Source organism: Paenibacillus sp. OSY-SE (genome assembly GCF_000283315.1).
Lineage (GTDB): Bacteria > Bacillota > Bacilli > Paenibacillales > Paenibacillaceae > Paenibacillus_B > Paenibacillus_B profundus.
On sequence record NZ_ALKF01000203.1, the window covers coordinates 160,134 to 182,509 of the forward strand.

General features: G+C 45.0%; 21 protein-coding genes and 1 pseudogene. 16 read left to right on the forward strand and 6 right to left on the reverse strand.

Features of this window, described 5'->3' with window-relative positions; all coding sequences use genetic code 11:
- Positions 1 to 3 precede the first annotated feature (3 nt).
- Genes A372_RS0129670 through A372_RS0129680 form a run of 3 tightly spaced genes read left to right on the forward strand, consistent with a single transcriptional unit; the run spans position 4 to position 2,933 of the window.
- Entirely contained in the window at positions 4 to 1,011 is a 1,008-nt protein-coding gene (locus tag A372_RS0129670; protein ID WP_026011368.1) for a FecCD family ABC transporter permease, read from the forward strand.
- Positions 1,012 to 1,033: 22 nt separating this feature from the next.
- The gene (locus A372_RS0129675) at positions 1,034 to 2,032 is read left to right on the forward strand and encodes a FecCD family ABC transporter permease (RefSeq protein ID WP_192813648.1); all 999 of its coding nucleotides are present in this window, start codon (positions 1,034 to 1,036) and stop codon (positions 2,030 to 2,032) included.
- A gap of 37 nt (positions 2,033 to 2,069) precedes the next feature.
- The gene (locus A372_RS0129680) at positions 2,070 to 2,933 is read left to right on the forward strand and encodes an alpha/beta hydrolase (RefSeq protein WP_019424577.1); all 864 of its coding nucleotides are present in this window, start codon (positions 2,070 to 2,072) and stop codon (positions 2,931 to 2,933) included.
- Between the two features lie 129 nt (positions 2,934 to 3,062).
- Here the strand turns inward: A372_RS0129680 and A372_RS0129685 are convergent, their stop codons facing one another.
- The 6 genes from A372_RS0129685 to A372_RS0129710 form a co-directional block, all read right to left on the reverse strand.
- Positions 3,063 to 4,040 carry a hypothetical protein gene (locus tag A372_RS0129685; protein WP_019424578.1) on the reverse strand — a complete coding sequence of 326 codons (978 nt, stop codon included), beginning with the start codon at positions 4,038 to 4,040 and terminating at the stop codon, positions 3,063 to 3,065.
- A gap of 407 nt (positions 4,041 to 4,447) precedes the next feature.
- Entirely contained in the window at positions 4,448 to 5,812 is a 1,365-nt protein-coding gene (locus A372_RS0129690; RefSeq protein WP_019424579.1) for a peptidoglycan-binding protein, read from the reverse strand.
- A gap of 47 nt (positions 5,813 to 5,859) precedes the next feature.
- Entirely contained in the window at positions 5,860 to 6,150 is a 291-nt protein-coding gene (locus A372_RS0129695; protein WP_019424580.1) for a hypothetical protein, read from the reverse strand.
- A gap of 342 nt (positions 6,151 to 6,492) precedes the next feature.
- Positions 6,493 to 7,194: a transglutaminase-like domain-containing protein gene (locus A372_RS0129700; protein ID WP_019424582.1), complete on the reverse strand. Its 702-nt coding sequence runs from the start codon at positions 7,192 to 7,194 to the stop codon at positions 6,493 to 6,495.
- A 19-nt stretch (positions 7,195 to 7,213) separates the two neighbouring features.
- Positions 7,214 to 8,014, reverse strand: coding sequence for a helix-turn-helix transcriptional regulator (locus tag A372_RS0129705; RefSeq protein WP_019424583.1), 801 nt, complete (start codon positions 8,012 to 8,014; stop codon positions 7,214 to 7,216).
- 204 nt (positions 8,015 to 8,218) lie between these two features.
- The gene (locus tag A372_RS0129710) at positions 8,219 to 8,647 is read right to left on the reverse strand and encodes a VOC family protein (RefSeq protein WP_019424584.1); all 429 of its coding nucleotides are present in this window, start codon (positions 8,645 to 8,647) and stop codon (positions 8,219 to 8,221) included.
- A 266-nt stretch (positions 8,648 to 8,913) separates the two neighbouring features.
- On the opposite strand from A372_RS0129710, the gene A372_RS38140 reads away from it, so the two are divergent.
- The 13 genes and pseudogenes from A372_RS38140 to A372_RS36830 all read left to right on the forward strand — a co-directional run.
- Positions 8,914 to 9,288 carry a hypothetical protein gene (locus A372_RS38140; RefSeq protein WP_202803280.1) on the forward strand — a complete coding sequence of 125 codons (375 nt, stop codon included), beginning with the start codon at positions 8,914 to 8,916 and terminating at the stop codon, positions 9,286 to 9,288.
- Between the two features lie 471 nt (positions 9,289 to 9,759).
- A complete protein-coding gene (locus A372_RS0129725; RefSeq protein ID WP_019424587.1) occupies positions 9,760 to 10,515 on the forward strand; it encodes an alpha/beta hydrolase in 756 nt (251 codons plus the stop codon).
- 407 nt (positions 10,516 to 10,922) lie between these two features.
- On the forward strand, positions 10,923 to 11,957 hold the full coding sequence (locus A372_RS0129730; RefSeq protein WP_019424588.1) for an ABC transporter substrate-binding protein: 1,035 nt from the start codon (positions 10,923 to 10,925) through the stop codon (positions 11,955 to 11,957).
- Positions 11,958 to 12,017: 60 nt separating this feature from the next.
- Complete coding sequence (locus A372_RS0129735; protein WP_237728684.1) at positions 12,018 to 13,679, forward strand: DUF6138 family protein; 1,662 nt, start codon at positions 12,018 to 12,020, stop codon at positions 13,677 to 13,679.
- Positions 13,680 to 13,820: 141 nt separating this feature from the next.
- Complete coding sequence (locus tag A372_RS35695) at positions 13,821 to 14,126, forward strand: hypothetical protein (protein WP_019424590.1); 306 nt, start codon at positions 13,821 to 13,823, stop codon at positions 14,124 to 14,126.
- A 114-nt stretch (positions 14,127 to 14,240) separates the two neighbouring features.
- Positions 14,241 to 14,420 (forward strand): hypothetical protein, encoded by a 180-nt coding sequence (locus A372_RS35700; protein ID WP_157259823.1) that lies wholly within the window; start codon positions 14,241 to 14,243, stop codon positions 14,418 to 14,420.
- Between the two features lie 428 nt (positions 14,421 to 14,848).
- Positions 14,849 to 15,853: a helix-turn-helix domain-containing protein gene (locus tag A372_RS38920; RefSeq protein ID WP_019424592.1), complete on the forward strand. Its 1,005-nt coding sequence runs from the start codon at positions 14,849 to 14,851 to the stop codon at positions 15,851 to 15,853.
- 222 nt (positions 15,854 to 16,075) lie between these two features.
- Positions 16,076 to 16,705, forward strand: a complete 630-nt coding sequence (locus A372_RS0129755; protein WP_019424593.1) for an MptD family putative ECF transporter S component — start codon at positions 16,076 to 16,078, stop codon at positions 16,703 to 16,705.
- Between the two features lie 18 nt (positions 16,706 to 16,723).
- Positions 16,724 to 17,413 (forward strand): energy-coupling factor transporter transmembrane component T family protein, encoded by a 690-nt coding sequence (locus A372_RS0129760; protein WP_019424594.1) that lies wholly within the window; start codon positions 16,724 to 16,726, stop codon positions 17,411 to 17,413.
- 17 nt (positions 17,414 to 17,430) lie between these two features.
- Positions 17,431 to 18,873: an ABC transporter ATP-binding protein gene (locus tag A372_RS0129765; protein WP_019424595.1), complete on the forward strand. Its 1,443-nt coding sequence runs from the start codon at positions 17,431 to 17,433 to the stop codon at positions 18,871 to 18,873.
- A 268-nt stretch (positions 18,874 to 19,141) separates the two neighbouring features.
- Positions 19,142 to 20,170, forward strand: coding sequence for an ATP-binding cassette domain-containing protein (locus A372_RS35040; protein WP_019424596.1), 1,029 nt, complete (start codon positions 19,142 to 19,144; stop codon positions 20,168 to 20,170).
- Complete coding sequence (locus A372_RS0129775) at positions 20,055 to 21,080, forward strand: MFS transporter (RefSeq protein WP_083858974.1); 1,026 nt, start codon at positions 20,055 to 20,057, stop codon at positions 21,078 to 21,080. The genes A372_RS35040 and A372_RS0129775 overlap by 116 nt, the downstream gene beginning before the upstream one ends.
- 344 nt (positions 21,081 to 21,424) lie before the next feature.
- Positions 21,425 to 21,801: pseudogene (locus A372_RS36830) on the forward strand (transposase); the annotation flags it as partial.
- Positions 21,802 to 22,376: the final 575 nt, after the last annotated feature.

Here is a 22,376-nt window from a genome sequence, read left to right on the forward strand (position 1 = left end):
GATATGCGATCAAGGATTTCCGCTTCTGCCCTAATCCTATGGAGTTCACCGTTTCTTATTGTGCTTACAATCCTCTTGTCGGTTTTATATGGAGCCAAGAACATCGAGGCTAGCACCATTCGCGACGCGCTGTTCCATTTCGATCCGGGCAATGTAAATCATCAGATTATTATGCATTCTAGATTCCCGAGGGCAGTCGGAGCTCTGTTAATCGGAGCTTTCCTGGCCATTTCGGGAGCGCTTATGCAGGGGATGACAAGAAATTATCTTGCATCCCCTTCTATTATGGGAGTAACCGACGGTTCGGCTTTTGCCATTACTCTTTGCATGGTTTTTATGCCGAATTCTTCGTCGATGGACATGATCATGTTCTCCTTTATGGGTTCAGCGCTTAGCATCGTTATCGTCTTTGGCTTGGCCACCTTGCTTCCCGGAGGGCTCTCTCCAGTTCGGATGGCTATATTAGGGACGATTATCGGCACATTTTTGAGCAGTGTTTCCGCTGCTTTATCAACCTATTTTCAAGTATCGCAAAATATCAGCTTTTGGTTTAATGCGCGGCTGCATCAGTTGGACCCAGGACTTATCAAGCTGGCGCTTCCCTTTGCAGTGGTTGGCATCCTGATGGCAATCTGGATTTCAAAATCAATCTCGGTTCTTTCTCTTGGTGAAGAGATTGCCGTAAACCTGGGACAAAAAACGAAGCTGATCAAGTTTATGGCTACATTGAGCGTTGTCATTTTAACGGGCATTTCGGTAGCGCTCGCAGGCAAGATCGGCTTTGTGGGACTCATTGTTCCTCACATTGCGCGCTTCTTGACAGGTGTCGATTATAAAAAGATTATTCCTTGTGCCGGAGTGATTGGAGGAATATTCCTCGGCTTGTGCGACGTGCTCAGCAGGTTCGTCAATTATCCGTTTGAGATGCCGATTGGTGTCGTCACTTCCATCCTTGGCGTTCCCTTCTTTCTCTATTTAATCCGGACGAGGGGAGGCGGGAAGCGTGAATAAAATATCTAGAAGCCGCTACGCCATGGTATTGGTCGTCGGTATAGCCATTATTTTTATTACTATGTATTTGAGTCTGACGAACGGCGCCTTTGACATAAAGGTCATGGATGTCATTCGCACGTTATTGCGCATTGACCCGCAGCCTGATCAGGATCTGGTCATTCTGGAGTTCCGTCTGCCGCGGATCGTCATTGCCCTGCTCGTCGGCATGGGGTTGGGAATTGCAGGTGCGGTCATTCAGAGCATTACGAGAAACGGGTTGGCCGATCCGGGGATTTTGGGGATTAACTCAGGGGCCAGTGCGGCCATGGTTATCTTTCTGTTTTTCTTTCAAGGACAGATTAAGGGAGATGGCTTAGCGTCCATTTTTGCGATGCCGCTGTTCGGCTTAATGGGTGGGCTTCTCGCAGCCATGCTTATCTATCTGTTCTCTTGGAAGGATGGAAGGCTTGAATCGCAGCGTCTCTTGTTGACCGGTATTGCGATAGGAGCAGGTTTAGGAGCTGTTTCGCTCTATCTGACTTTGAAAATGAATTCCAGCGATTTTGAGATGGCGGTAGTATGGAACTCGGGCAGCATTTACAATGCCAATTGGAAATATATTTTGTCTATTGTTCCGTGGCTCGTCTTTCTCATTCCTGTCATCGTGAGAAAGTCTTATATTCTGGATTTGTTTCATCTGGATGAAGATAGTGTCATCAGCGTAGGCGTAGCCTCGGAAAAAGAAAAAGCGGTGCTCTTATTATGCAGCATCGGCATTGTGAGCGCCTGTGTATCCGTTTCGGGAGGCATCGGATTCATCGGCCTGATGGCCCCTCACATCGCGAAGCGCCTTGTCGGCAACGCGCATCGGCGCATCATTCCAGTGTGCGGTATCGTCGGGGCTGTGCTTGTACTGGTCTCTGACTTTATTGGCAAGATGGTCTTCGCGCCAGCGGAATTGCCCGTAGGCATCGTTATTGCCATTATCGGGGTTCCTTATTTCATATTTTTACTGTACAGAAAAAAGGGCCGGAACTAAAAGCGCAATGGATAGAAGCAGGGAGGAATGAGAGAGAATGGCTAACCAGGATAACATCCAGACCGCTTCGGCTGTCAATGAAGCCGCCGCCAGCACGGTCACCATACCGCGGACGGAACAATGGGATATGCGTTCGCGCGGGGGCAACCGCGACTATCGGATATTCGTGGCCAAGCCCAGCGAGGCATCGCCGTCTGCGGGATACCCGGTCATCTATGTGCTGGATGCCAACTCCGTATTCGGTACGATGGTGGAGGCGGTCCGTGTGCAGTCACGCGCTTCCGAGAAGACGGGGGTGCAGCCGGCGATTGTCGTCGGAATTGGATACCAGACGGAGGCGCCGTTCGATCCGTCCCGCTTCCACGACTTTACTTTGCCAACCCGAGTTGAAGAGCTGCCCTTTAGCCCGAAGGACAGCGTCGTGGCGAACATGGGCGGAGCGGACGCGTTCTTGGAATTTATCGAAGCGGAGCTGAAGCCTGAGATCGAGCGCAAGTACGAGATCGATAAGAGCAGACAAACGATCTTTGGCCACTCTTTGGGCGGGTTGTTTGCGCTGCAAGTGTTTTTGACGAAGCCGCATACGTTCCAGACGTATGTTGCAGGCAGCCCTTCCATACATTGGAACAAGTCGTTCCTGCTTGAAGCGGAGCGTCAATTCGTATCGCGTGTTAAGCAGGACAACAACATCAGCGTCAACATCATGATAGCGGCGGGGGAAGACGAGAAATTACACTGGAGCTGCATGAATGAAAACGCGCGGGAGCTTGCGGAACGTCTGTCCGCTCTCGCAAGCCATGGCGTGCGCACAGAGTTCAAAGAGTTCGAGGGAGAAGGCCACATATCGGTGCTGCCGGCCTTGATTAGCCGCGCCGTGCGGTTTGCCTCGAGTTCTTCATAAAGTGTTTCACTCTCTATACAAGATTGAAAGAGATAGATTTACAATTTAATTGGATGTCCGCTAGGGCACTAACTCTTATGTTGGTGCCTTTTTTGTTGCGCATCACTTTGATTTGGCCGCTATTGAAATTTATACATCCTGAATCCATTTATTCAACTGGTCGGCTACGGTAGGATGGTTAAGATAGGCGAAAAAATTGTGGGGATTGTAGGTACCATCGCTATCTTTCCAAAATGTATATATTCTAGGGAAGTCTTCAATTTTTTGAACGAGATTTCTGCTGAGCATTAAATGAAAGTCATCGTTAACATCACCGTCATGTGCTACATAGTCGTCTTTCGCATTGATGTTGATCCAGTTTATGATGTTTTTCGGGTACCGGCCGTCTTGCGGTTCGTTGGAATCATATAGATTTCTTTGAACGGCTGGTTCACCCAGCGGATTTCCTAGAGTCATCCATAATTTTATCTTTTTGTCCCATAGCTCTTTATATTCGCTCATCCGAGAGAATTTCCATAATACGTCGTACGAAACCATACACCCCATACTATGAGAAAGCAATGCTATGTCTTCATCTTCGAGCAAGATTTTTTTTAAAGGCAGCTGTAGTCTTTCACGGATTTCTGATCCGACAACACGGCTAAGCAAGTAGGATCCTAAATCAGGCAGCAGTTTAGCAATCATTCTATCCTCGGCGCCGAATATGGAGAAGATCGGGCTCATCACTCTTGCCAAATCGTCATATATTCTAATGAGTCCCGCATCTTGAATCCACTCTTCATAGTCCTTTTCTGTATGCCTATCTGTTGGACGTTCCAACAAGTGCTGTAAATCCGCATCATAACTCCCTGGTCTCACATACCAATTCCCGTTAACCTCCACCATTTTTTTCTTTAGATTTGAATCGTCTTTAATCAAAATCCGATTGTTAATGTCACCGTAATAGACAAACGTCATCTTGATTGTATTTTGTTCAACTGCAATCGCGGCATTTTCATTGACTCGTCTTAGTCCGGCAATTAAAGAAGTCCGTACAAGTCGCTCCATTTCATTGCACTCAGGTTTTTTGGCACGACCGTGAATGATGACAAGATGCTTGGTTGCCATGCTATAGCATCCCCCTTTGATTTAACGTTGCTGAAACGGTAAAAATAATGTTACAGGCGTCGATTACAACCTCACATATGTAGGTTTGTCCATTTATTACGGGAATATGAATAGAAGGAAGGATGAATATATGTTGGTCGCACTTGGCAACAATATGTCATGGGGGAAAACCTATATAAGTCAATCATGGTGTACGGATGATCAAGGGGTACCAGTTGAAGGAAGTGTGGATGCTGACGGATATCCTCTAGGAGAATGTATGTACAATACCGTGAAAGTTTAGTTATATGGCGATAAATAGGGCAGAATTCTCTGCCCTGCACCTTAGTGAACCAAATGAGAAAGTAGAAGGCATCATCTGAATTTCATTGGCATGTAAATACCAAAAACTCAGCAGCTACTTCAACTCAAAAGTAGTTGTAATAATACGGAATATTTCGGTGATTATTTAGATGATGATGGTGTTGGTGAGCAAGATGATGTTGATTGATTAACTCTGGATTAAAAGATGATGGGTTTGCTGGCAAGGCTGTATGCTGCGGGATAGATTCATAAGTATCCCTATATTCTAATATAGAATAATAGAGGTTTGTGATTTTATACCATGTTCGGAAGTCGACAATTCCATTTTGCGGTATCGTAAATATTTTTTGGAAGGCTTCAACGGCTTTTTTTGTTCCTTTTCCATAAGTACCGTCTACTTCTAGGCTAGGTATTTGACTGTACTTTTTAGAGATCTCTTTTAAATAGACTTGAATTTCACGTACATCGGAACCGGTTGCGCCTTCTTGTAAGACTGTTGCTGGAGGCGGAGTTGGACGTCCTTGGAATATTACACCAGGGCTTGAAGCGGTTGCTATCGGTTTATAACATGGTTCATAAAAGTATTTTAGAATATCCAGATGTTTATATCCTTCTAGCGCAAGTTTCTGGCTTTTGTATTGGCCTAATGTACAACGTCTTTCATAAGATCGATATTCGGTTAAAAAGGGTTGCTTTAATTGAGGATCCGGATGTTTTACATATTGATTGAATATCGTATCTACGACTTCCACGATTTCTCCATATACGGTTTGGCGAGGATCGAATTTATGGTCGAATTGGATCTTGGATGTAATATCGAATCCTTCATATTCTTGTGTATATAAGCGATTTAAGGTGAACGAGGTGATACAAAGAATGTTGGCTGTTAAAGCTTCTTTGTGCCAGTTCGAGTATATTTCTCCGCAAGCTACTTTGGTGATATAATCTGTAAATTTCACCCGATAATTAGGCGCAGATCTATCCTTGGGCGCTCCATCGTGTACAATAATATATTCAGGTATTAATAGGCCTATAGCAGGCCCATCAGGACGAGGTTGGGGTTCTTGTTTCGTTAGCGGATTTTCAATAGGCTTTTCAGGTTCGGGCGTATCTAATTTATGTGGAGGGATTGTGTGTTCATCAATTGGGCGATAATCCCATCTTTGACCAGTGGGAGTCATTTGAATTTCTTGAATCCCTGTAGTATTTGGGACAACCTGCACACCATCAATTTTTACAGAGGTGTATCCGCTAGCTGAAACATTGACAGTATAGTTGGAGTAAGGTTCTTTGGCCGGCAAGGTCACTGCTTGGGTTTGACCAGATTCATTTGTTTGAAGTGTTATATTTTGATTGTTCCCTGATATTGTTACTGTGGCTCCAATAATAGGCTTGGCTTTGTTTCCCTCAAATAAAAATACCATCAGCGTTCCAGTAGTTTGTCTTGTATATAAATTATAGTGAATCACTTGTATTTCACTTCCTTATAAGAAATCTATTTGTTACATTCATACTTTTAGAGCTGCGATGCAGGGATATCTTTAATCGTCTCAGATACCCAGTTCCCTCCTTTTAGAATCGGAGCTACCAATGTAACTAACTCTTCACCTGTGGCGGTAAGTGTAACGTTATGGATAAAAACGCGTGTATTAGCTGGAATGGTGTAGCCTGTTGGAAGCGGCACAGGCTTCGGAAGGATATAGTACTGTCCAATTTTATTTTCAAATTGAGGGGCTCGATTGTAGGAATTATCAACATATGGATGGTGATGCATATAAGTCGGATATCCGTAAGGGTTATGATACATGGATGTTCTCCTCTTTTCGTTGTGGAATTATATACCATTCCTTACCTGTATATTCATCGGAAACGGATATGTGCCTATATTAGAGAAATAATGAGCCGATACAATGTAGCAGGACATGACAAAGACGGCCGTGTCGCACATCACAGTTGGGCGGGCAATGCAATGCGATTTCTTCGAGCGCGATGATGAATGATGAACAAGCATATACGAAATATTCGGTTATCCAAGCAGGATGCAGCCCGGCGATGTTGTTCATCGCTTTAGTTCCTTTTTTTGATACAAAGTTATAAGAAAAAAAGGGTTCTCTTATGGGAACCCTTATCAGTACACCTGGATGAAGCTTTAGCCTTTGCCGTCTCGGATTGACCCCACCCTTTTATTCACTCTTTTGCGCAAAAAGTTAAATAGACTCTTAATTATGAATCCGTTCGTATTGTTGTATTTCGCAAAAAATTCATCCGGATTGTCATAATAACCGAGATCCTCCGTAATCGAAAAATTTTGAACATATGTGCTTTGTCCTTGCCAACAGAGATTGATCCGTTCTTTGCTTTTTACCGATATGCCGAATCCGATATAACCCCCGTTTACGCTGCACAGTCTATCCTTTACTCGATCCAGATAAGAATCGTCAATGATTACGCCTTCTAGCGCCTGCCACTCGTTATTGAAATATACCTCAGTCCATGCATGAACAATTTTCTGGGGGGCAAATAAATAGATGGTTCCGGTAAGAGCTCCTCTTTGCATTTGTTTATCAATGTAAAACCCGTGAATTCGGCAAGGTATGCCCACTCCCCGCAATAATGCCATTAACAGAATGCTTTTCGTGTTGCATTGCCCGTAACCGTCTTGAAGAACCTCCGAGGCGGGAATATCATCGCCCCGATTATAGCCGAACTTGATGCTGTTACGCACATAATCATACACGCGGCGGATTTTTTCATATTCATTGAGCTTATGCCACTGCTGCTGCGTAATCAATTGTTGAATCGAAGGATGGTTAAAATCGACTAATTTTGTCGCTTGCAAATATCGGTTCATGCCTTTCACCCTTTTTAGATTAAATATAAGGGCAACCGGGTTCCTTGACTTGCAAATATCTGCTATTCTGTACAATTGCTCGCGGAGACATCCCCAACTTATCCCGTACGCTGCGGGTAAAATGCGAAGAGCTATTGAAGCCGGCCTCCAGCGCTGCCGCTGTAATCGTGAAGCCGCCAAATATATAATGGAATGCCATTTCCAATTTGTGATGGAGAATATAGCTGACTAAAGAAATCCCCATTTCCTCCTTAAACAAATGTGACAGTCTGCTCTCCGATAAATAAATCAGTTGACTGAGATTTTTGACCGACAGTTCATGTATGGGGTACTTTTCGATACAGGTTATTACATCTTGAATGCGATCATCTAGAGCATGCTCGATTGCAGAATCATGAAGTTTTAATATTTGTTTGAATGTGGTGATGAACTCGCTGTACCCGGCGGAGCCAGTTAGCGAGAACAGGGTTTGAGCAGCCAATTGCTGCAATGGATCGGCTTGATGAGTTGCCAATACATAATAACGGGTGTCCTGCAGATATGTTCGCTTCAGTAATTCACCAAAGACAGATTCAGGATTGACTAATATGTAACATTGCCATTCCTGGCGGCCGTGCAACTTATGGTGTGTATTGGAATCGAGAATGATCCCTTTCACCCGAAGGGGCTCTTCTTCAATTGTGATGTGAAAATCATTCTTGAGACCTATCGTAATCTGGATATAATTATGGTTGTGATAGTCTGTGTCTACTTTGTTCGTGATAAACGAGATATGATCCCTGCTTGAAAACAGAATAAGATCGTGGGGAGATTGAATCATCGAAGCGAGTGACCTCCTTACATTGCTGTCTGGCAGTAGTGTGCATTGACCCGAATTATACAAACAGCAGGGAGGGAAAGCAAGCTTCTCATTGCCATAATAAAGGTGGATAGTGTGAGGGAAGAAAAAAGGATACAGAGCCTTGGCTTGTCTGCGCAAAAAAAGGTCCATATCCTTTGTATTTACAGAATGATTGGCAATCCATTACATTCCCGTTTCTCCACTGTCATAGTTAAATTGCCATTCAATCCCGAACTTGTCCGTTACGCTGCCGTAGCATTTGCTCCAGAACGTTTCTTGGAGGTCCATGCCGACCTTGCCGCCTTCTTTCAATTGATGAAAATACGATTGAATTTCTTCCAGGTTCTTGCTGACAATCGCAAGGCTTATGTTGTTACCCGCAATAAAAGGCATGCCGGGAAAAACATCGGAAAACATTACATTGCTGCCTTGAATGTTAAGCCGTGTGTGCATGACTAAATTTTTCGCTTCCTCCGGAAGTGTGAAATTAGGGTCTGGCGGTGTCTCGCCAAAGGTCATGATTTGCGGTTGTTCCGTGCGAAAAACTTGTGCGTAATACTCTACAGCTTCGCGGCAGTTCCCATTGAAATTAAGATAAACATCAACAGACATTCGTTTCGCTCCTTTATTTAAATTTTAATCAGTCTTTTTTCATAATGTATCATGTAACAATACATGAGCAAATATACATGGCTAATCCCAAAATAACAGATAATCAGTCCTCGCTTGGATTCTAGGTGGGGAAACAGACGGGGGGCGGCTCGACTATTGATAATGAGAACTGTTATCAATATAATGGATAGATGATACAATCGATGAACGGGTCGCCAATGTTTGCCAAGGAGTTGAACGGACACAAATACGGTTAAGTGAACAGCTTGTACTATGGAATCAGGGGCGAATGGTTCGAGCCGAGTCCTGAGGCGGTGCTTGCGCTTGATCCGGTCCGCTCTGCGTATATAGGAATGGAGGACTTGTCGGATAACGCCCTCTGGAATAGCATTCCGGCTGTGACGGAAGGGCGGCTAATCGAGATTAGCTTTGGCCTATCCTATTATAATGACATATATTCGTTAGATAAGCAGCTTGACTTTATTGTGGACAGCTTGCGTAAAGATCAACTCATCCAAATGAAGCTGTCAACCCGCTGTAACAGTGGAATTGGCGGCTTCTTTGTTTGCAGGGCGTACGGGTTGAAAGGTACGGAAGTGACCCAAATTGTCAGCATGTACAGTGTGGATGTCCTTGCTTGATGTCGAGCTGTGCCAAAGCTAATCAAAATACATTGATATTGAGAATCTTTATCAATTATAATTAGTACAGGTGTGCTAGCATTCGCTTGCTAACAATCATCCAATCGTTTACCCATGAGGAGAGGCTGTAACGATGATCCTGAATGATCTTATTATCCTATGGAATCGCGCATCCGTGAAGGGGATATTGTATCGTTGGAAGGCGTGACAATGCTTGATCCAGATTATATTTATATAGTTGATCATGTGGAAGACTTCGATGCCCATGTGACGGAGCTGAATAAGAGTAAGGTATGGAAGTCTTTGAAGGCGGTAAAAAAGATACCATGTCTTTCCGCTGGATGTATCTTTCAGCACGCAAGGACCGCTGGCTATTGAGCATACCACGAATCAGTTGATCCGCATTCTGACTTATGGAGTCAGAATGCTGGCCAAGAACATGTACATGATTGAAAATGAGGAGGATTCGGCGTGCAGTCATTGATAGTGCAGGATACATTCCAAGAGCGTCAGTTATTCATTTATTTACCTGAGGGATATGACGAGAGTGAGCAGCGCTACCCAGTTGTTTATTTGCAAGATAGCGGAGATTTAATTGATCCGCAGGATAGCAACGCCCTGCAAGCGGTTAGGGAATTAACAGCCAAGCAGGAGCTGCCGGGCATCATATTTGTCGGAGTCGCGTCGTTTGATCGCAATGACGAATATACGCCGTTTGTTTCGCCTAATGTATTTGATCCGGAACGTATGTTTGGCGGTCATGCCTCTACTTATGCTGCTTATCTCGCTAATGAGCTGAAGCCTTATATAGACAGCAAATATCGTACGCTGACGGATCACAAACATACGGGCATTATGGGATTTTCGCTGGGCGGGCTCATCTCTTTCTACACGGGGATGCTGTATCCTAATGTATTTGGCAGAATCGGCAGCTTCTCCGGGTCTTTCTGGTTCCCTGGCATTGTGGAATGGGTACAGCAGTTTTCGATTCAAGATACGGGACAACGCTTGTATATGAATGTCGGACACGCCGAAGGAAGCGGAAGGACTAATGGTCAGCAGTGGATGGTGCCGAACACCAAGACAGTCTACGACTATTTGCTGCAGCACGGCTTTACTACGGAGCACACGGCGCGTCAGGATATTTACGAGAGTGATTATCATTCATTTGAACGAGGGGTGCGTTATGTGCCGGAAGCGTTGCAATGGTTGTTCAACGGTGAGTGAGTGTTCTGAAAGGTTAAAGGATTAAGAGTGACCGAGATAATTATCTCTAATCAACTTTAGCCAATGCAAGCGGATGCTGCTGTTTCATTGGAAATATCATAACAAGAAGATGCCGTCCTAAGGCATCTTTTTTGTTCATTCGATCCATGGAAAGAAAGGGGCGAGAAAGTCATATTACTGCTAAACGGGGGCCCTCCTATCTAGAAAGCCAAGCCAACGGTATTTTCATTTCCCAGATGACCTTCTGCTTGAAGCTTTTTTTTGAATCCGCTCCCTTAATAGGGAGAGAACCTCCTGCAACAGGTAGATAAAAATATCAATGTAAATGATAATCATTATCATGAATCATTCGGCCAAAGCGAAGCTTTCGATCGGGTGAGATAAATACACAACGAGGAGTGTTCTTGATGAAAAGAAGCGGGGTTATTTTGCTTATGATGATGATTGTATGGTGTACAGCGTGTACGCAGACAGCATCTGGTCCGGCAAGTGGGATGGAAAGTGCCATAGAAAAGAAGGGCGAAGCCCTGCAATCAATAAGCGGTGACGACGATCATTATCCCGTCTCGATCAAGGTTTATACGAATGAAGGGAAAGAGATAACCCAAACCATTAAAGAAGAACCCAAAAGGGTTGTAGTAGTCGGATCAGCCGTAGCTGAACTTATGATTGAATTTGGGCAAAAGGAAAAAGTCGTCGGCATAGGATATCCGGATCAATCCTTCTCCAAATATGCAGATCAAATTGCACAATTGCCTCTTATTACAGAATCGTGGCCGTCCAAAGAATCTGTGCTTGCTCTGCAGCCCGATCTTATTTACTCTATTTCCTCTGCATTTAAAGAAGATTTACTGGGGGACATTTCTTTTTGGAATGACCGTGGAATTCCGGTAGTCTCTGCTGTTAACTTTACAGTCGGGCGTAGTATGGAGGAATATTTTAAGGAAATCAAAAATTTTGGTTCGACTTTTAATGTGGAAGACAAGACTGATGCTTATTTGAAAGAGCAGGAAGCTAGATTCGATCAGGTGAAGAAAATCGCTGGAGCGGTTGAAGAAATTCCGAAAGTACTGTTTATCGGTGGTGCACGTGATACCTATTATTACTATCCGCCTTCATGGTGCATGATTGATGAAATGATTGAAGGTGCAGGAGGGGAGTATATGAAATTGTCGAAGGATGGATATATGGAGTTGTCAATCGAGGCAATCATTGCCGCTAATCCAGAGAAAATTATTATTACGGAATTTCAGGAACCCGATAGCGAAGCGACGAGAAACAAACTCATTTCAAACGAAAGACTTCAAAATGTCAGTGCCATAAAAACCGGGAATGTGATGGTAGCTGAATATACAAGTGCAATAAATGGCGGTCTTCAACTTGCCGATCTGTATGAGGATGTGGCGGCATTTATTCATCCTGAATTATATGCTAAGATTTAAAGAATTAGCGAGAAACAACAGGATAAACAATGATGGGAGTCGGCAAATAACGTGGAGATCATGACGGATACAATTTTAGATGAAATGAAAGCGTCCATTAACGAATGGTTTGATTATATCGGTGACAAGGATGTTGAAGGAATTGCGAAGCGCACCTCGCTTCAAGTCGGGATTCACGATTATGCCCTACTGGAGTATGCCAAGGGTAAAATCAGTGTTACGGATTCTGAACTTGATTTTATGTCGCCAAAAGTGAAGAACAGACCGGGAGAGTCTGCCGAGCTTCTGTCCGAGGAACAAGTCAGGGAGCAGATTACACCCCAGCTTGCCCTATTCATGCAGCAGAAATTAAATAGTCTTCAGCACTCGGCATTGATCAATTACCAATTTACGTTCTGGGGCAGGTTTCGCATGCAGGGGGGTGAGGTGAAGCTCCCTATTCTTGAGTATGTCGATGAGATGAAGAAGGAGCAGCTGCTGAAACGAATCGCATCTTATATCCAGACGAAGCTCGAAGCGGGGAAGACGCCTACCAAACCTTTGGAAACGTTCTTTCTCTCCAGGCATCTGCTGGATGAGGGGTTATTTCCCGATCAGGATGCAGGCCGGATCATATCCATCTTCGACAAGATTCAGGAGTTGAACAAAGGGAATAAACAGCAACTTGCGGAGCATCGTACGAAGATTGTGAATGCGTTGCGAAATTGGGTGGAGAAAAAATTTCTTCCCCGTTATTTTGATATTCAGGGAACACAGTGGAATCAAAAAGAGTATACAAGAAAAAGCGATATCCAGCTAGAAAGCACCGAGCAAGGACCGATTGAGCTGCTATTATATACAGCGGTGGCAATTATTAAATACGAGCCTGCTTACAGCAGAAGCAAGGGGCTTGCTTTTCTGGAACGGGCCGTTGAGCTGGGAAGCATCCGGGCATCGCGCTTCATGAAGGAAGGCAGCGGAACGTTAGCCAAGGAAGTTGTTTATTTCAGAGACGAATATGTGGAATGCAAGGCTAACGATGTCTTCGCTACGGTAAGCATCGCCATTAAGCAAGAAGCCGAAGAGAGCTATGCGCGTGCTATCCGATTTATTTGCCGATTGCTAACACAAAGCTTCCCTAAAAGCTATCAAATTAAGCTGAAATCCAGTGTGAAGCAGTTTTTGCCTATCAAAGGGTTAGCGAAGTCGGGTACGCATCGTTTCTTTGCCAACGTGATGGAATATCCGAGTTTGCACCCTATGTTGGAAGAGTATGCTCGTGTAGCGATGGAACAATTTGAATGGTATGAGGATACGGAGGGGGAAAAGAACTGCATGCCAGGCAGCTATGCGGTCTTTGGCCTCGGGTTGGCGGATCAGAGCTATTTTGCGCTAGTGGAGGATTATATGGCAGCAGTCGACGAAGAGCACCAGTCTGTTCAAAATTTCTTCACGGCTGCATTCGTAGAACAGCATGGCGTGAATGCGGAGACTATGTCCACGCTTGTTGCGTGCTTACTGCATGGTACGGACTCAATGAAGCTGAAGATCAAAGCGGCCGTGGAGGAGGAAGATAATTTAAGGCTGCTGCTTGATAAGATCAGTGGTTTGCAGCAGTATGAAGTGGAGCATATAGTCTATATTTTGTGGGGTGGAGTGGACAAGCTTCGAGCTGTCGCCGCCAAAGCAAAAGGAGAGAAGCAGCAATTGCTATCAAGGCTTTTATCGGCTGCAACTGGCTAACCCGGCTGCTAACAATTCGATCTACATAGTGAAATTAGCAAGAGGAGGGGGTGCGCCCTCTAATGCAGAACAATTAGGTATGCTTTATGAACGCACTAAAAAATTTAATGACAAATTCCAGCCAGTAAAGGAAGAGGAATCATGGATGCCAATTATAAAGATTTGATCCGGCAAATGATAGCTCCCTACTTTGTAACGTTGTCGCATTTATTCGAACCGGATGCGGATTATTCGGGAGTGGATTATCTGGAGCAGTATGATGAAGAATGGGGTACAAGCGATGCCAACTATACGAACAGATTCCGTGTGCTGCTTGCGATTTCTTGGAGTGAGCAGCGCAGCGAACCGGAATTTGAGCTGCTCATTCGCCATTTGCTTATTCAGAAGATCATAGACCGGGAGACGAACTCTTTTCAAGGTGCCGGCGACGCGCTGCATCTAGCTTAGTTTCTGCTGAAAACATATGAGCGTGAAGAAGACGAGGCGTTATTTATACAGGCTAAGGAAGCGAATTTTGATACCTTTTATAGCATTGATTTGGAGTATATCGATGATAATCGATTGTTTAAGCTGGACGAATTGACTTTAGATGACTGTATCAGGCTGGCGAATGAACTGGCCGAGAAGGAATATGAACATTGGTTCATCGAGTTATGGATCGCGGAGCAAACCGAATGGAGCAAGGAAAATTTGACCCAGTTAAGATATTGGGAACAATATCGCGGCAATCTCCAAGGCTGAAAATGGTATTTCCAAATCGGTAGAAAATATGGGATTGATTCTCTATGATAAAACGATAAAGGCATCAAAATTAATGGGGAATGACCATCTGGCCCAGCGGCTAGCCAAACATCGAAAAAAGCTCGAGCAGAGATAGCTTCATTCAAACTGTTGGATGAGCGAATCAAACGGCTGAAGAAGATTCTGGAGGAAGCGGGTGTAGGCGGCAAGCGGCTGAAATAAAGGACGGTTTGAAGTTTGAGGACGCTAGTGAGTGTAATAAATAGAAGTGTTGATGCAAGCCGGAGCGCGGATTGAATATGCGATCCGGCTTTTTTTTGTTAGATCATTCCTGAAAAGCAAGGCAACTAATAGACAATGATAATCATTATCATATAAAATAAGAGCAGCATAGCATTCATAAAGGTAAAGGAAGTGGCGTGCGACATATGTCTGAGGCTAAATTGCAACACACAGATGAGATCGAACCATTCGTAATTGAGAGATCCTCGATTCGTGAAGGTTTTAGACGTGAAGGAGAATCCGGAAAATGCGAATATGCGATTTCCGAAGAGCTCGGTAAAGGATACGCCAGAGTGCTCTCTTCTAACGACAGAATTCAAATAACGGACTTTGAGATGATGTTTCATCAGAAGATAGATGTTGAATCGGTTTCAAGCACTGCCTCTGTGGATCTGTTTTTTTGTTTGGGAGAGGGGGCTCATTGGAATTGGAATGTACAAGGAATGAAAAACCGATTTGATTTTGAAACGAACGAGTGCTTTTTGATCAACAACGCAAAAGGCAAGGAAAAATCTATCGTAGAGCCTGAAAAAATATACCGATTTATGGGTGTGAAAGTTCATCCCGTTGCATTTCATACGATCCTGCAAAACATTTATAAAGAACATAATCATGCCGTTAAAGAAAACAGGTATGAGATTTTTGGGAAATATCCAATGACACCGGCGGTCAAGGTGATTCTTCAGCAGATCCGGAATTGCCCGTATGACAAATCACTGAGAAGCGTCTATATGGAAGGTAAAATACTTGAGCTGATCGCTACATATGTGGGAGAGGTCGTTTGGCAAAATGGGATAAATCATCGTTCCGTGAATCTTTCCAAACAAGATATGAGCAGCATTCGCAAAACCAAGGAAATCTTGGATCAAAATATTGCCGCTTCGCTAACCTTGAACGATCTTTCCAAGATGGTTAGCTTGAATGAATGCAAGCTGAAAAAAGGATTTAAGGAGATGTATGGAAAATCGGTGCATGCGTACGTGATTGATCAACGATTGGAAACAGCACGCCTTCTTTTTGAAGAAAAAGGAGTTTCGGTCAGTGATGCCGCGTTTTTGGTCGGCTATGGAAATTTGAGCTTTTTTACATTATCTTTTCGTAAGAAATTCGGGATTAACCCGGGAGAATATTTACGTCATGTCGCAAAGTAAACATTTTGAATAAACAGATTTAACGCTGCTGTCAGCAAGTGCTGGCAGTTTTTTTATGCAAAAATAATCCGTTTTCTATTTATTTTGTTCCGTAAAGTGTTAACGGATTCTGAAAGGTATCCCGCATACTATCCTATAGAGAATCATTCTCAATAAACCGAGAGTGAATCAATACATCAAAAAAATATGATCTATTGCAAAATTGAGAGGAGACTAACAGGTATGCAAGAGTTAAGTGTTCAAAACATAGGTACACAACAAAATCGGTGGGGGATTAAGGATGTTGTCACCTGCGTGATTTTTAACATTGTAATTATGATTATTATGACGACTGTATCCATGGGCGCTTCTATGCTGTTTACACCAGCGGTTGCCTATCTCGCAGGACCAGGCATAATGGCTTTGTTATGCGGCCCCCTCTATATAGTTATGGCAGGGAAAATTTCCAGACGCGGTGTGTTATTTGCTTGTGCGACAATCTCCGTGTTGTTTTTTTTGGCGATGGGACTGATCAATATGCTTTTTTTGCTCGGTTTTGGCATCATCGGTGAGCTTGCCATGATCGGCAAGGACAGTTACCGCAATTGGAAGCGCAATGCAGTTGGATACAGCATCTTTTTTGCAGGCTTTGCGCTATGCGCCGTACTTCCCCTAATCTTCTTCAAGCAGAAAATGATCGAAATCTATTCTGCCAGCTATACGCAGGAGGCCATGGATACGATGTTCTATTACTACGAAACTCCCAGCATGATAGCTGTGATGGTCCTCGTCACCTTAGCAGGGTCGGTACTTGGTTGTTTAATAGGGGATAAATTCCTGAACAGGCACATCAAGAAAGCAAAGCTGATCTAGCGGCAGGAGGGTAATAGATTGAATTTGCGCATCAAGAAGGTAAGGCTGGATCCGCGCACGCATTTGCTTATTCTGCTTCTTATGAGCATTCTGGCACTTATTGCGGCTTCTCATGCTCAATCCATTGCTATCATGCTATTGGGTATGCTTTATTTAGTGGTTCTCGGCTTGTTTAAAAAAGCATTTCAATATGGGCTTCTGTTTGTTTGCTTCAAAGCGGCTGTCATTGCGTTAGGCGGTACTGCGCTTGGAACCTTCGTTATTATTTTTTATACCTTTAGCACAATGATTCCATTGATGATGATTGCTTCCGCACTTATGGCCTCTTCACCAAGCGTTATGATGTGTGCATTTGAACGCATGCGTTTGCCGAAGAATCTGATTATTACCATCTGTATCCTGATTCGCTTCTTTCCAGTCATTGTGCAGGAAATGGTTTCGATTCGGAATGGCATGCGTGCACGGGGAATTTTTCAGCATTGGTACAGTGTGCTGCGACAACCAGCGTTAGCCTATGAATGCTTTTTGATGCCGCTTGTTGTGCGCTGTCTAAAGCTGTCTTCCGAGTTGGCCGCGTCGGCTGTACTTCGGGGCATCGAATGTACCGTCACTCGGAGCAGTGCGTATCCGGTTGGATTCAGGACGGTGGATGGTCTCGCGATATTGATGTTTTTTATTCTAGCAACAGGAATATACGTAGTTATGTAGCGTTTTAGGAGGACAAAATGATTGAGCTTATAGCAGCTGGCTTTACATACGAAAGCGATGTTGAGGATCCCAGTGAGACGGAGGGTGTAACCGACCTTCATCTATCGATTGAAGAAGGCGAATGTGTCGTGCTTTGCGGACGATCCGGCTGTGGGAAGAGCACGATTCTGCGCATGATTAATGGTCTTGCACCCCAATTCTATCCCGGGAAGCTGACAGGCACTGTGCATGTGTCAGGCAAGCCCATAGCTTCTTTTCTCCCGGAAGAGAAGACAAGGCTCACGGGTTCCGTATTTCAGGATCCGCGAAGCCAATTCTTTATGTCTCTTGTGGGTGATGAGTTGGCTTTCTCGGGAGAAAATTTGGGAATAGAGTCTACCGAAATCCGAACTCTCGTTCAAGCTGCAGCAGCTCGTATGAAGATTCCGCATTTGCTGGATCGTCCCTTGGATAGCCTCTCAAGCGGGCAAAAGCAAAAGGCAGCCATTGCCGCGGCAACGATATTGTCTCCGAAGCTATTGATACTGGACGAACCGAGCGCCAACCTGGATGAGAAAGCAACTTCCGATCTGGTGCAGATCCTCTTACAGCTTAAGCAGTCTGGTACGACGCTGATCATTAGCGAGCACAGGCTGCACGCTTTTTTAGATGTGGTTGACCGTTACGTGTTAATCGAAAAGGGGACAATCGCTCGAATTTGGACAAAGGATGATTTTGCGGCACTTCGCTATGAGGACGTGAAGCCGTATGGGCTGCGCCATCCGGATATGACTCGGGTAAACATCCATGAGAATACGAACAACGATGCATCTCGTTATGTTTGGGAAGGGAAATCGTTGTCTTATGCTTATCGAAAAACGTGTAAGCCCATGAAAGGGCTGGATATTACCCTGAGGACGGGCAGCGTTACCGCACTGACCGGAGAGAACGGCGTTGGAAAAACGACGCTGGGCAAAGTGCTTTGTGGTCTTATGCGGCAGCAACGCGGAGAAGTCTATTACGGAGGGAAGAAACGCTCAGCAGCAGGAAGGCGCAGCTTGAGTTATTTGGTGATGCAGGATGCGGACTACCAGATCTATGCCGATAGCGTGGGGAATGAAATTGTACTGGGCAGGCGTCTGAATGATGAGCTCCGCTTGAGGGCCTATGAAGCGATGGACACCTTTGATCTAAGAGCGCTTCGGGACAGGCATCCCGCGTCCCTGTCCGGGGGAGAGAAGCAGCGGGTCACCATGGCTGCGGCTTACTGCTCAGACGCGGAACTGATCGTGCTGGACGAACCGACCAGCGGGCTCGACGGCGATGGTGTGCTTAAAGTTGCCGCATGGGCAAAAAAGCTTGCGCGGGCAGGAAAAACCGTTGTCATCATTACGCACGACAGGATTCTGATGGAGCTTGCCTGCGACCATATGGTGGAAATGAGAAACGAACAGGAAAGAGTGAGAACGATTGGACCATAAAATGAAAACAGGTATTTCCCGACTGTTGGAGCTTGCGGGTGAAAAAAAGTCGCTGCTCGGACATTTCCACTATAGATGCCTCGTACGTCATAAGATGGGCCGTGGGGGGCGCTGTGGCAATGATGTTAGTATATTTCTTTATGTATGTCGGGGGAATGTGCTCGCACATTGCTGCATTTCGCATCTTGTATGGGATTAGAGTAAAGTTATCGGATCACATCGGCTCTCTTCCGCTTGGTTACTTTAATAAAAATGCTGCGTCATTCTCATGTTGATTGGTTTTATCTGTCAGTATTCCATGATGGCCGGTAATAAAGCGAAGGCGGGGATGAAGGAGTATTTTGACGCGCTGGAAAACATCAATACCTCATCTATTCAGTATGTGCGGGGCATGCCCTCTATCAAAATCTTCGGCCAGACGGTGCGCTCGTTTCGAAAGTTCTATGATGACATGCTTCGTTACCGCGATTTCAGTGTCAAGTATACCGATCATTTTCAAAACGGTTATGTGTCCTTTAAAGTGGTCATTTTATCACTGGCAACCTTTGTTCTGCCTGTCGGACTGTTACTCATCAGCAGAGATCCCAACAACATGGCCTTTGCCGCAATCCTGATATTCTTCCTTGTTTTGGCTCCAGGCATTTCCACGCCGATTTTCAAACTCAGCAGCTTTGCATCTACCCTTTCGGTCATTGTCGAAGGGGTCAAGCGCATGGATGAAATAGGTAAAGAAAAGACCGGCAACCCGCCTTCCTCTCATGACATCGGGTTTAGTGAGGTGTCCTTTTCGTATGGTGGCGAGGGTGGTATTGAGGTGTTGAAAGGAATAAACTTTACCGCACCTCAGGGGGAAATCACGGCGCTGGTCGGCCCCTCCGGCTCCGGGAAATCTACTATTGCCCAGCTTATCCCCCGGTTTTGGGATGTTCAGAAAGGAAGCATCGCCATTGGCGGTGTGGATATCCGAGACATGAGAACTAACGAACTGATGGATACCATGTCCTTTGTGTTCCAAGATACCTTCCTGTTCTCGGACACCCTCTACAATATCATTCTGGCGGGCAGGCCGACAGCAACCAAAGAGGAAGTATACGCAGCAGCAAGGGCAGCCCAATGCCATGAGTTTATTGAGCGTTTGCCGAAGGCTTATGACACACTCATCGGCGAGGGGGGAGTGAGTGATGGTTGTTTGCGATCTGTTGCGCGCGCTTTTCGCATTTTGTCTCGTAGTTGCTCCGAATGCTTATGTCGTTCTTTTACTTGTTATTGTGAAAGGGATCTTTCATGCGTTGTTTGATCCCGCCAGACAGAGCGCGATCAAAGTCTTTGTTCCAGAAGATATCCTCCTTCAAGCAAATGCGATCAGCCAGTTTTCAGTCAACTTCTCCAAGGTATTAGGACCGGCACTAGGCGGTATTGTTCTCGCAGATTCCACCCCTCAGACCGCATTCGTCATTGATGGCATAAGCTTTCTACTATCCGCCTTCATCCTCATCTACTTGCCTTCCGGTAAACAGAGAGCGATTACACAAGATGCTGAATGCCAACAGAAGGGCACAACAACGAATTTCTGGAACGAATTAAAAGAAGGCATCGCTTACGTTGTGAAGACACACATCCTGCTGCTCCTGATGATATTTAACGGAGCCGTTTTTTTCAATTTGTTCTTGTTTGACAGCTTGAGCGTCTTATTGGCTAAGGGCATGGGATTTACGGAAACACAGTTCGCGTTTTTTACAAGTGCGGTTGGTCTAGGGAGCATCGTCGGTACCCTAATAATCGCTCGCTATGGAAATCAGCTGAACCAAGTGCTTATGATGACTTTCTCCGCCGTATTTCTGGGATTTTTTATCGCAATTACGGGATTAGGAAGCTTACAATACGTACCGAGTTGGCTTTCATTGTGGTTCGCCATTTGGTTATTGATAGGCGCCTGCATCGCTTTTATCACGGTTAGCTACGGATACTTACTGCAAGTATCGACACCGGAGCATATGATGGGGCGTGTATCCAGTATCGGAAATGCAATCATAAATGGCTTCATTGTAATAGCTCCTGCCATCGGTGCCTTTCTCGCTGGATTGTTTCAAGTGGGGGGCGTATTTTTCCTTTCTGGTTGCGCCATGATTCTGCTTGGAGCAGCCACAGCTTACTTCACCCCGCAAGCAATCAAAACCAAAAGAAGCATCGATCAGCCATGGTCATAGCCCCTTCAAGTAGACAGTGAAAAAAGAAATATACACTAAGCGGGGATCGCTTCTCGGTATTCAATCGGAGTGCGGTCGCCGAGTCTTTACTGAAATCGTTCTTCGTTATAATAGGTCATGTGCTCTGCAATTCATACACGTGCGGATTCCATACATGCAGGTTCCCCAGATGTAGTTTCTCTGTTTTAAGATGCGGGTTGTCGGCGGTTCATTACTCCTGTTTCTCGACGAAGGCTGCAGATGTTTCTTTGCTGTGCTCAAGGCGTATTTTCACCTTCTTGTACGCAAATGTAATCCCAAGACACGTCGTAAACTCACGTTTCCGAAGGAATTGCTGCGTTCGGGACATTACGTGTCAACTCGGTACGAAGCAACGCCGTTCCACGAAGCGTCATCGTGTGGTGATGTTTCGTAATTTTGAGGGAAGAGAGATTCGGGTCGCAACTGATTGGATGCAGGTTACAGCGGAGCAAATTGCGCAGATGTATAAAGCTCGTTGGCAGATAGAAGTCTTTTTCCGGTGGATCAAGCAACATTTGAACGTGCCCACTCTATTTGGCACGACCGAAAATGCCGTCTATGTCAATTGTACACGGCCCTCATCGTCTATGTGTTGGTAAAGTCGCTGTATGATGCATCACGTTCAATCCTTTCACAATATGTGGTACTGTCATTTGCTCGGTTTACTCGCCTGCTTGATCTTGGACAACTGCCCGTTGAATAGCACTTACGTATATCTCATCTTCTTCAAACGGATAGCCAAAACATGCTTATTTGTGTTACATAATTTGGTTAATCAACAGGCGTGTATCGTTGTATTTGTTTAAATGCGGATACTCCCTCTAATTCGGAGTACATGCTCCCAAACCACCGATCTCGTAAGTTCCAGGTACTCGGAGGTGAGCTAGAAATTCGAAAATAGGCTATTCAAGCTCTACATAAAGTGGTCTGGGTCCAAGTGGATCGCTCCGGTTGCCCCTCTGTGTTCAATCCGATCGCCGTTACCTTCTAAACCAGACTGCAGCTTGGTTTGTTATGAAATATGCCATTCTGTTGCACTCTTCTACCTGAGTCGTGTGATAACAAGGTGTGCTGAAACAGGCTCTGTTCCTCCAGCGAGAGGAGTGATGGTTAGTGCCGTGGATTCGGTAGCAGGATTTCTTACAGTGAGTATTGAATTGATAACTGTCGTTGTCACAAGAGCTATCCCTACTAGCTGAGAAGTACCGGTTGCTCGCCCGACCACCGTATAGGCTAGTTGAATGGCTCCTCCTCCCGAATCGAGAGTTAAAACCA

Bases quoted from the DNA above. Each gene is read 5' to 3' on its own strand.
- A372_RS0129765 (WP_019424595.1), top strand. From the start codon at position 17,431: ATGATTGAGCTTATAGCAGCTGGCTTTACATACGAAAGCGATGTTGAG.
- A372_RS35040 (WP_019424596.1), top strand. From the start codon at position 19,142: ATGTTGATTGGTTTTATCTGTCAGTATTCCATGATGGCCGGTAATAAA.
- A372_RS0129730 (WP_019424588.1), top strand. From the start codon at position 10,923: ATGAAAAGAAGCGGGGTTATTTTGCTTATGATGATGATTGTATGGTGT.
- A372_RS0129680 (WP_019424577.1), top strand. From the start codon at position 2,070: ATGGCTAACCAGGATAACATCCAGACCGCTTCGGCTGTCAATGAAGCC.
- A372_RS0129675 (WP_192813648.1), top strand. From the start codon at position 1,034: ATGGTATTGGTCGTCGGTATAGCCATTATTTTTATTACTATGTATTTG.
- A372_RS0129695 (WP_019424580.1), bottom strand. From the start codon at position 6,150: ATGTATCATAACCCTTACGGATATCCGACTTATATGCATCACCATCCA.
- A372_RS0129735 (WP_237728684.1), top strand. From the start codon at position 12,018: ATGACGGATACAATTTTAGATGAAATGAAAGCGTCCATTAACGAATGG.
- A372_RS0129755 (WP_019424593.1), top strand. From the start codon at position 16,076: ATGCAAGAGTTAAGTGTTCAAAACATAGGTACACAACAAAATCGGTGG.
- A372_RS0129705 (WP_019424583.1), bottom strand. From the start codon at position 8,014: ATGATTCAATCTCCCCACGATCTTATTCTGTTTTCAAGCAGGGATCAT.
- A372_RS35695 (WP_019424590.1), top strand. From the start codon at position 13,821: ATGGATGCCAATTATAAAGATTTGATCCGGCAAATGATAGCTCCCTAC.
- A372_RS0129710 (WP_019424584.1), bottom strand. From the start codon at position 8,647: ATGTCTGTTGATGTTTATCTTAATTTCAATGGGAACTGCCGCGAAGCT.
- A372_RS0129775 (WP_083858974.1), top strand. From the start codon at position 20,055: ATGGTTGTTTGCGATCTGTTGCGCGCGCTTTTCGCATTTTGTCTCGTA.
- A372_RS0129670 (WP_026011368.1), top strand. From the start codon at position 4: ATGCGATCAAGGATTTCCGCTTCTGCCCTAATCCTATGGAGTTCACCG.
- A372_RS0129685 (WP_019424578.1), bottom strand. From the start codon at position 4,040: ATGGCAACCAAGCATCTTGTCATCATTCACGGTCGTGCCAAAAAACCT.
- A372_RS38920 (WP_019424592.1), top strand. From the start codon at position 14,849: ATGTCTGAGGCTAAATTGCAACACACAGATGAGATCGAACCATTCGTA.
- A372_RS0129700 (WP_019424582.1), bottom strand. From the start codon at position 7,194: ATGAACCGATATTTGCAAGCGACAAAATTAGTCGATTTTAACCATCCT.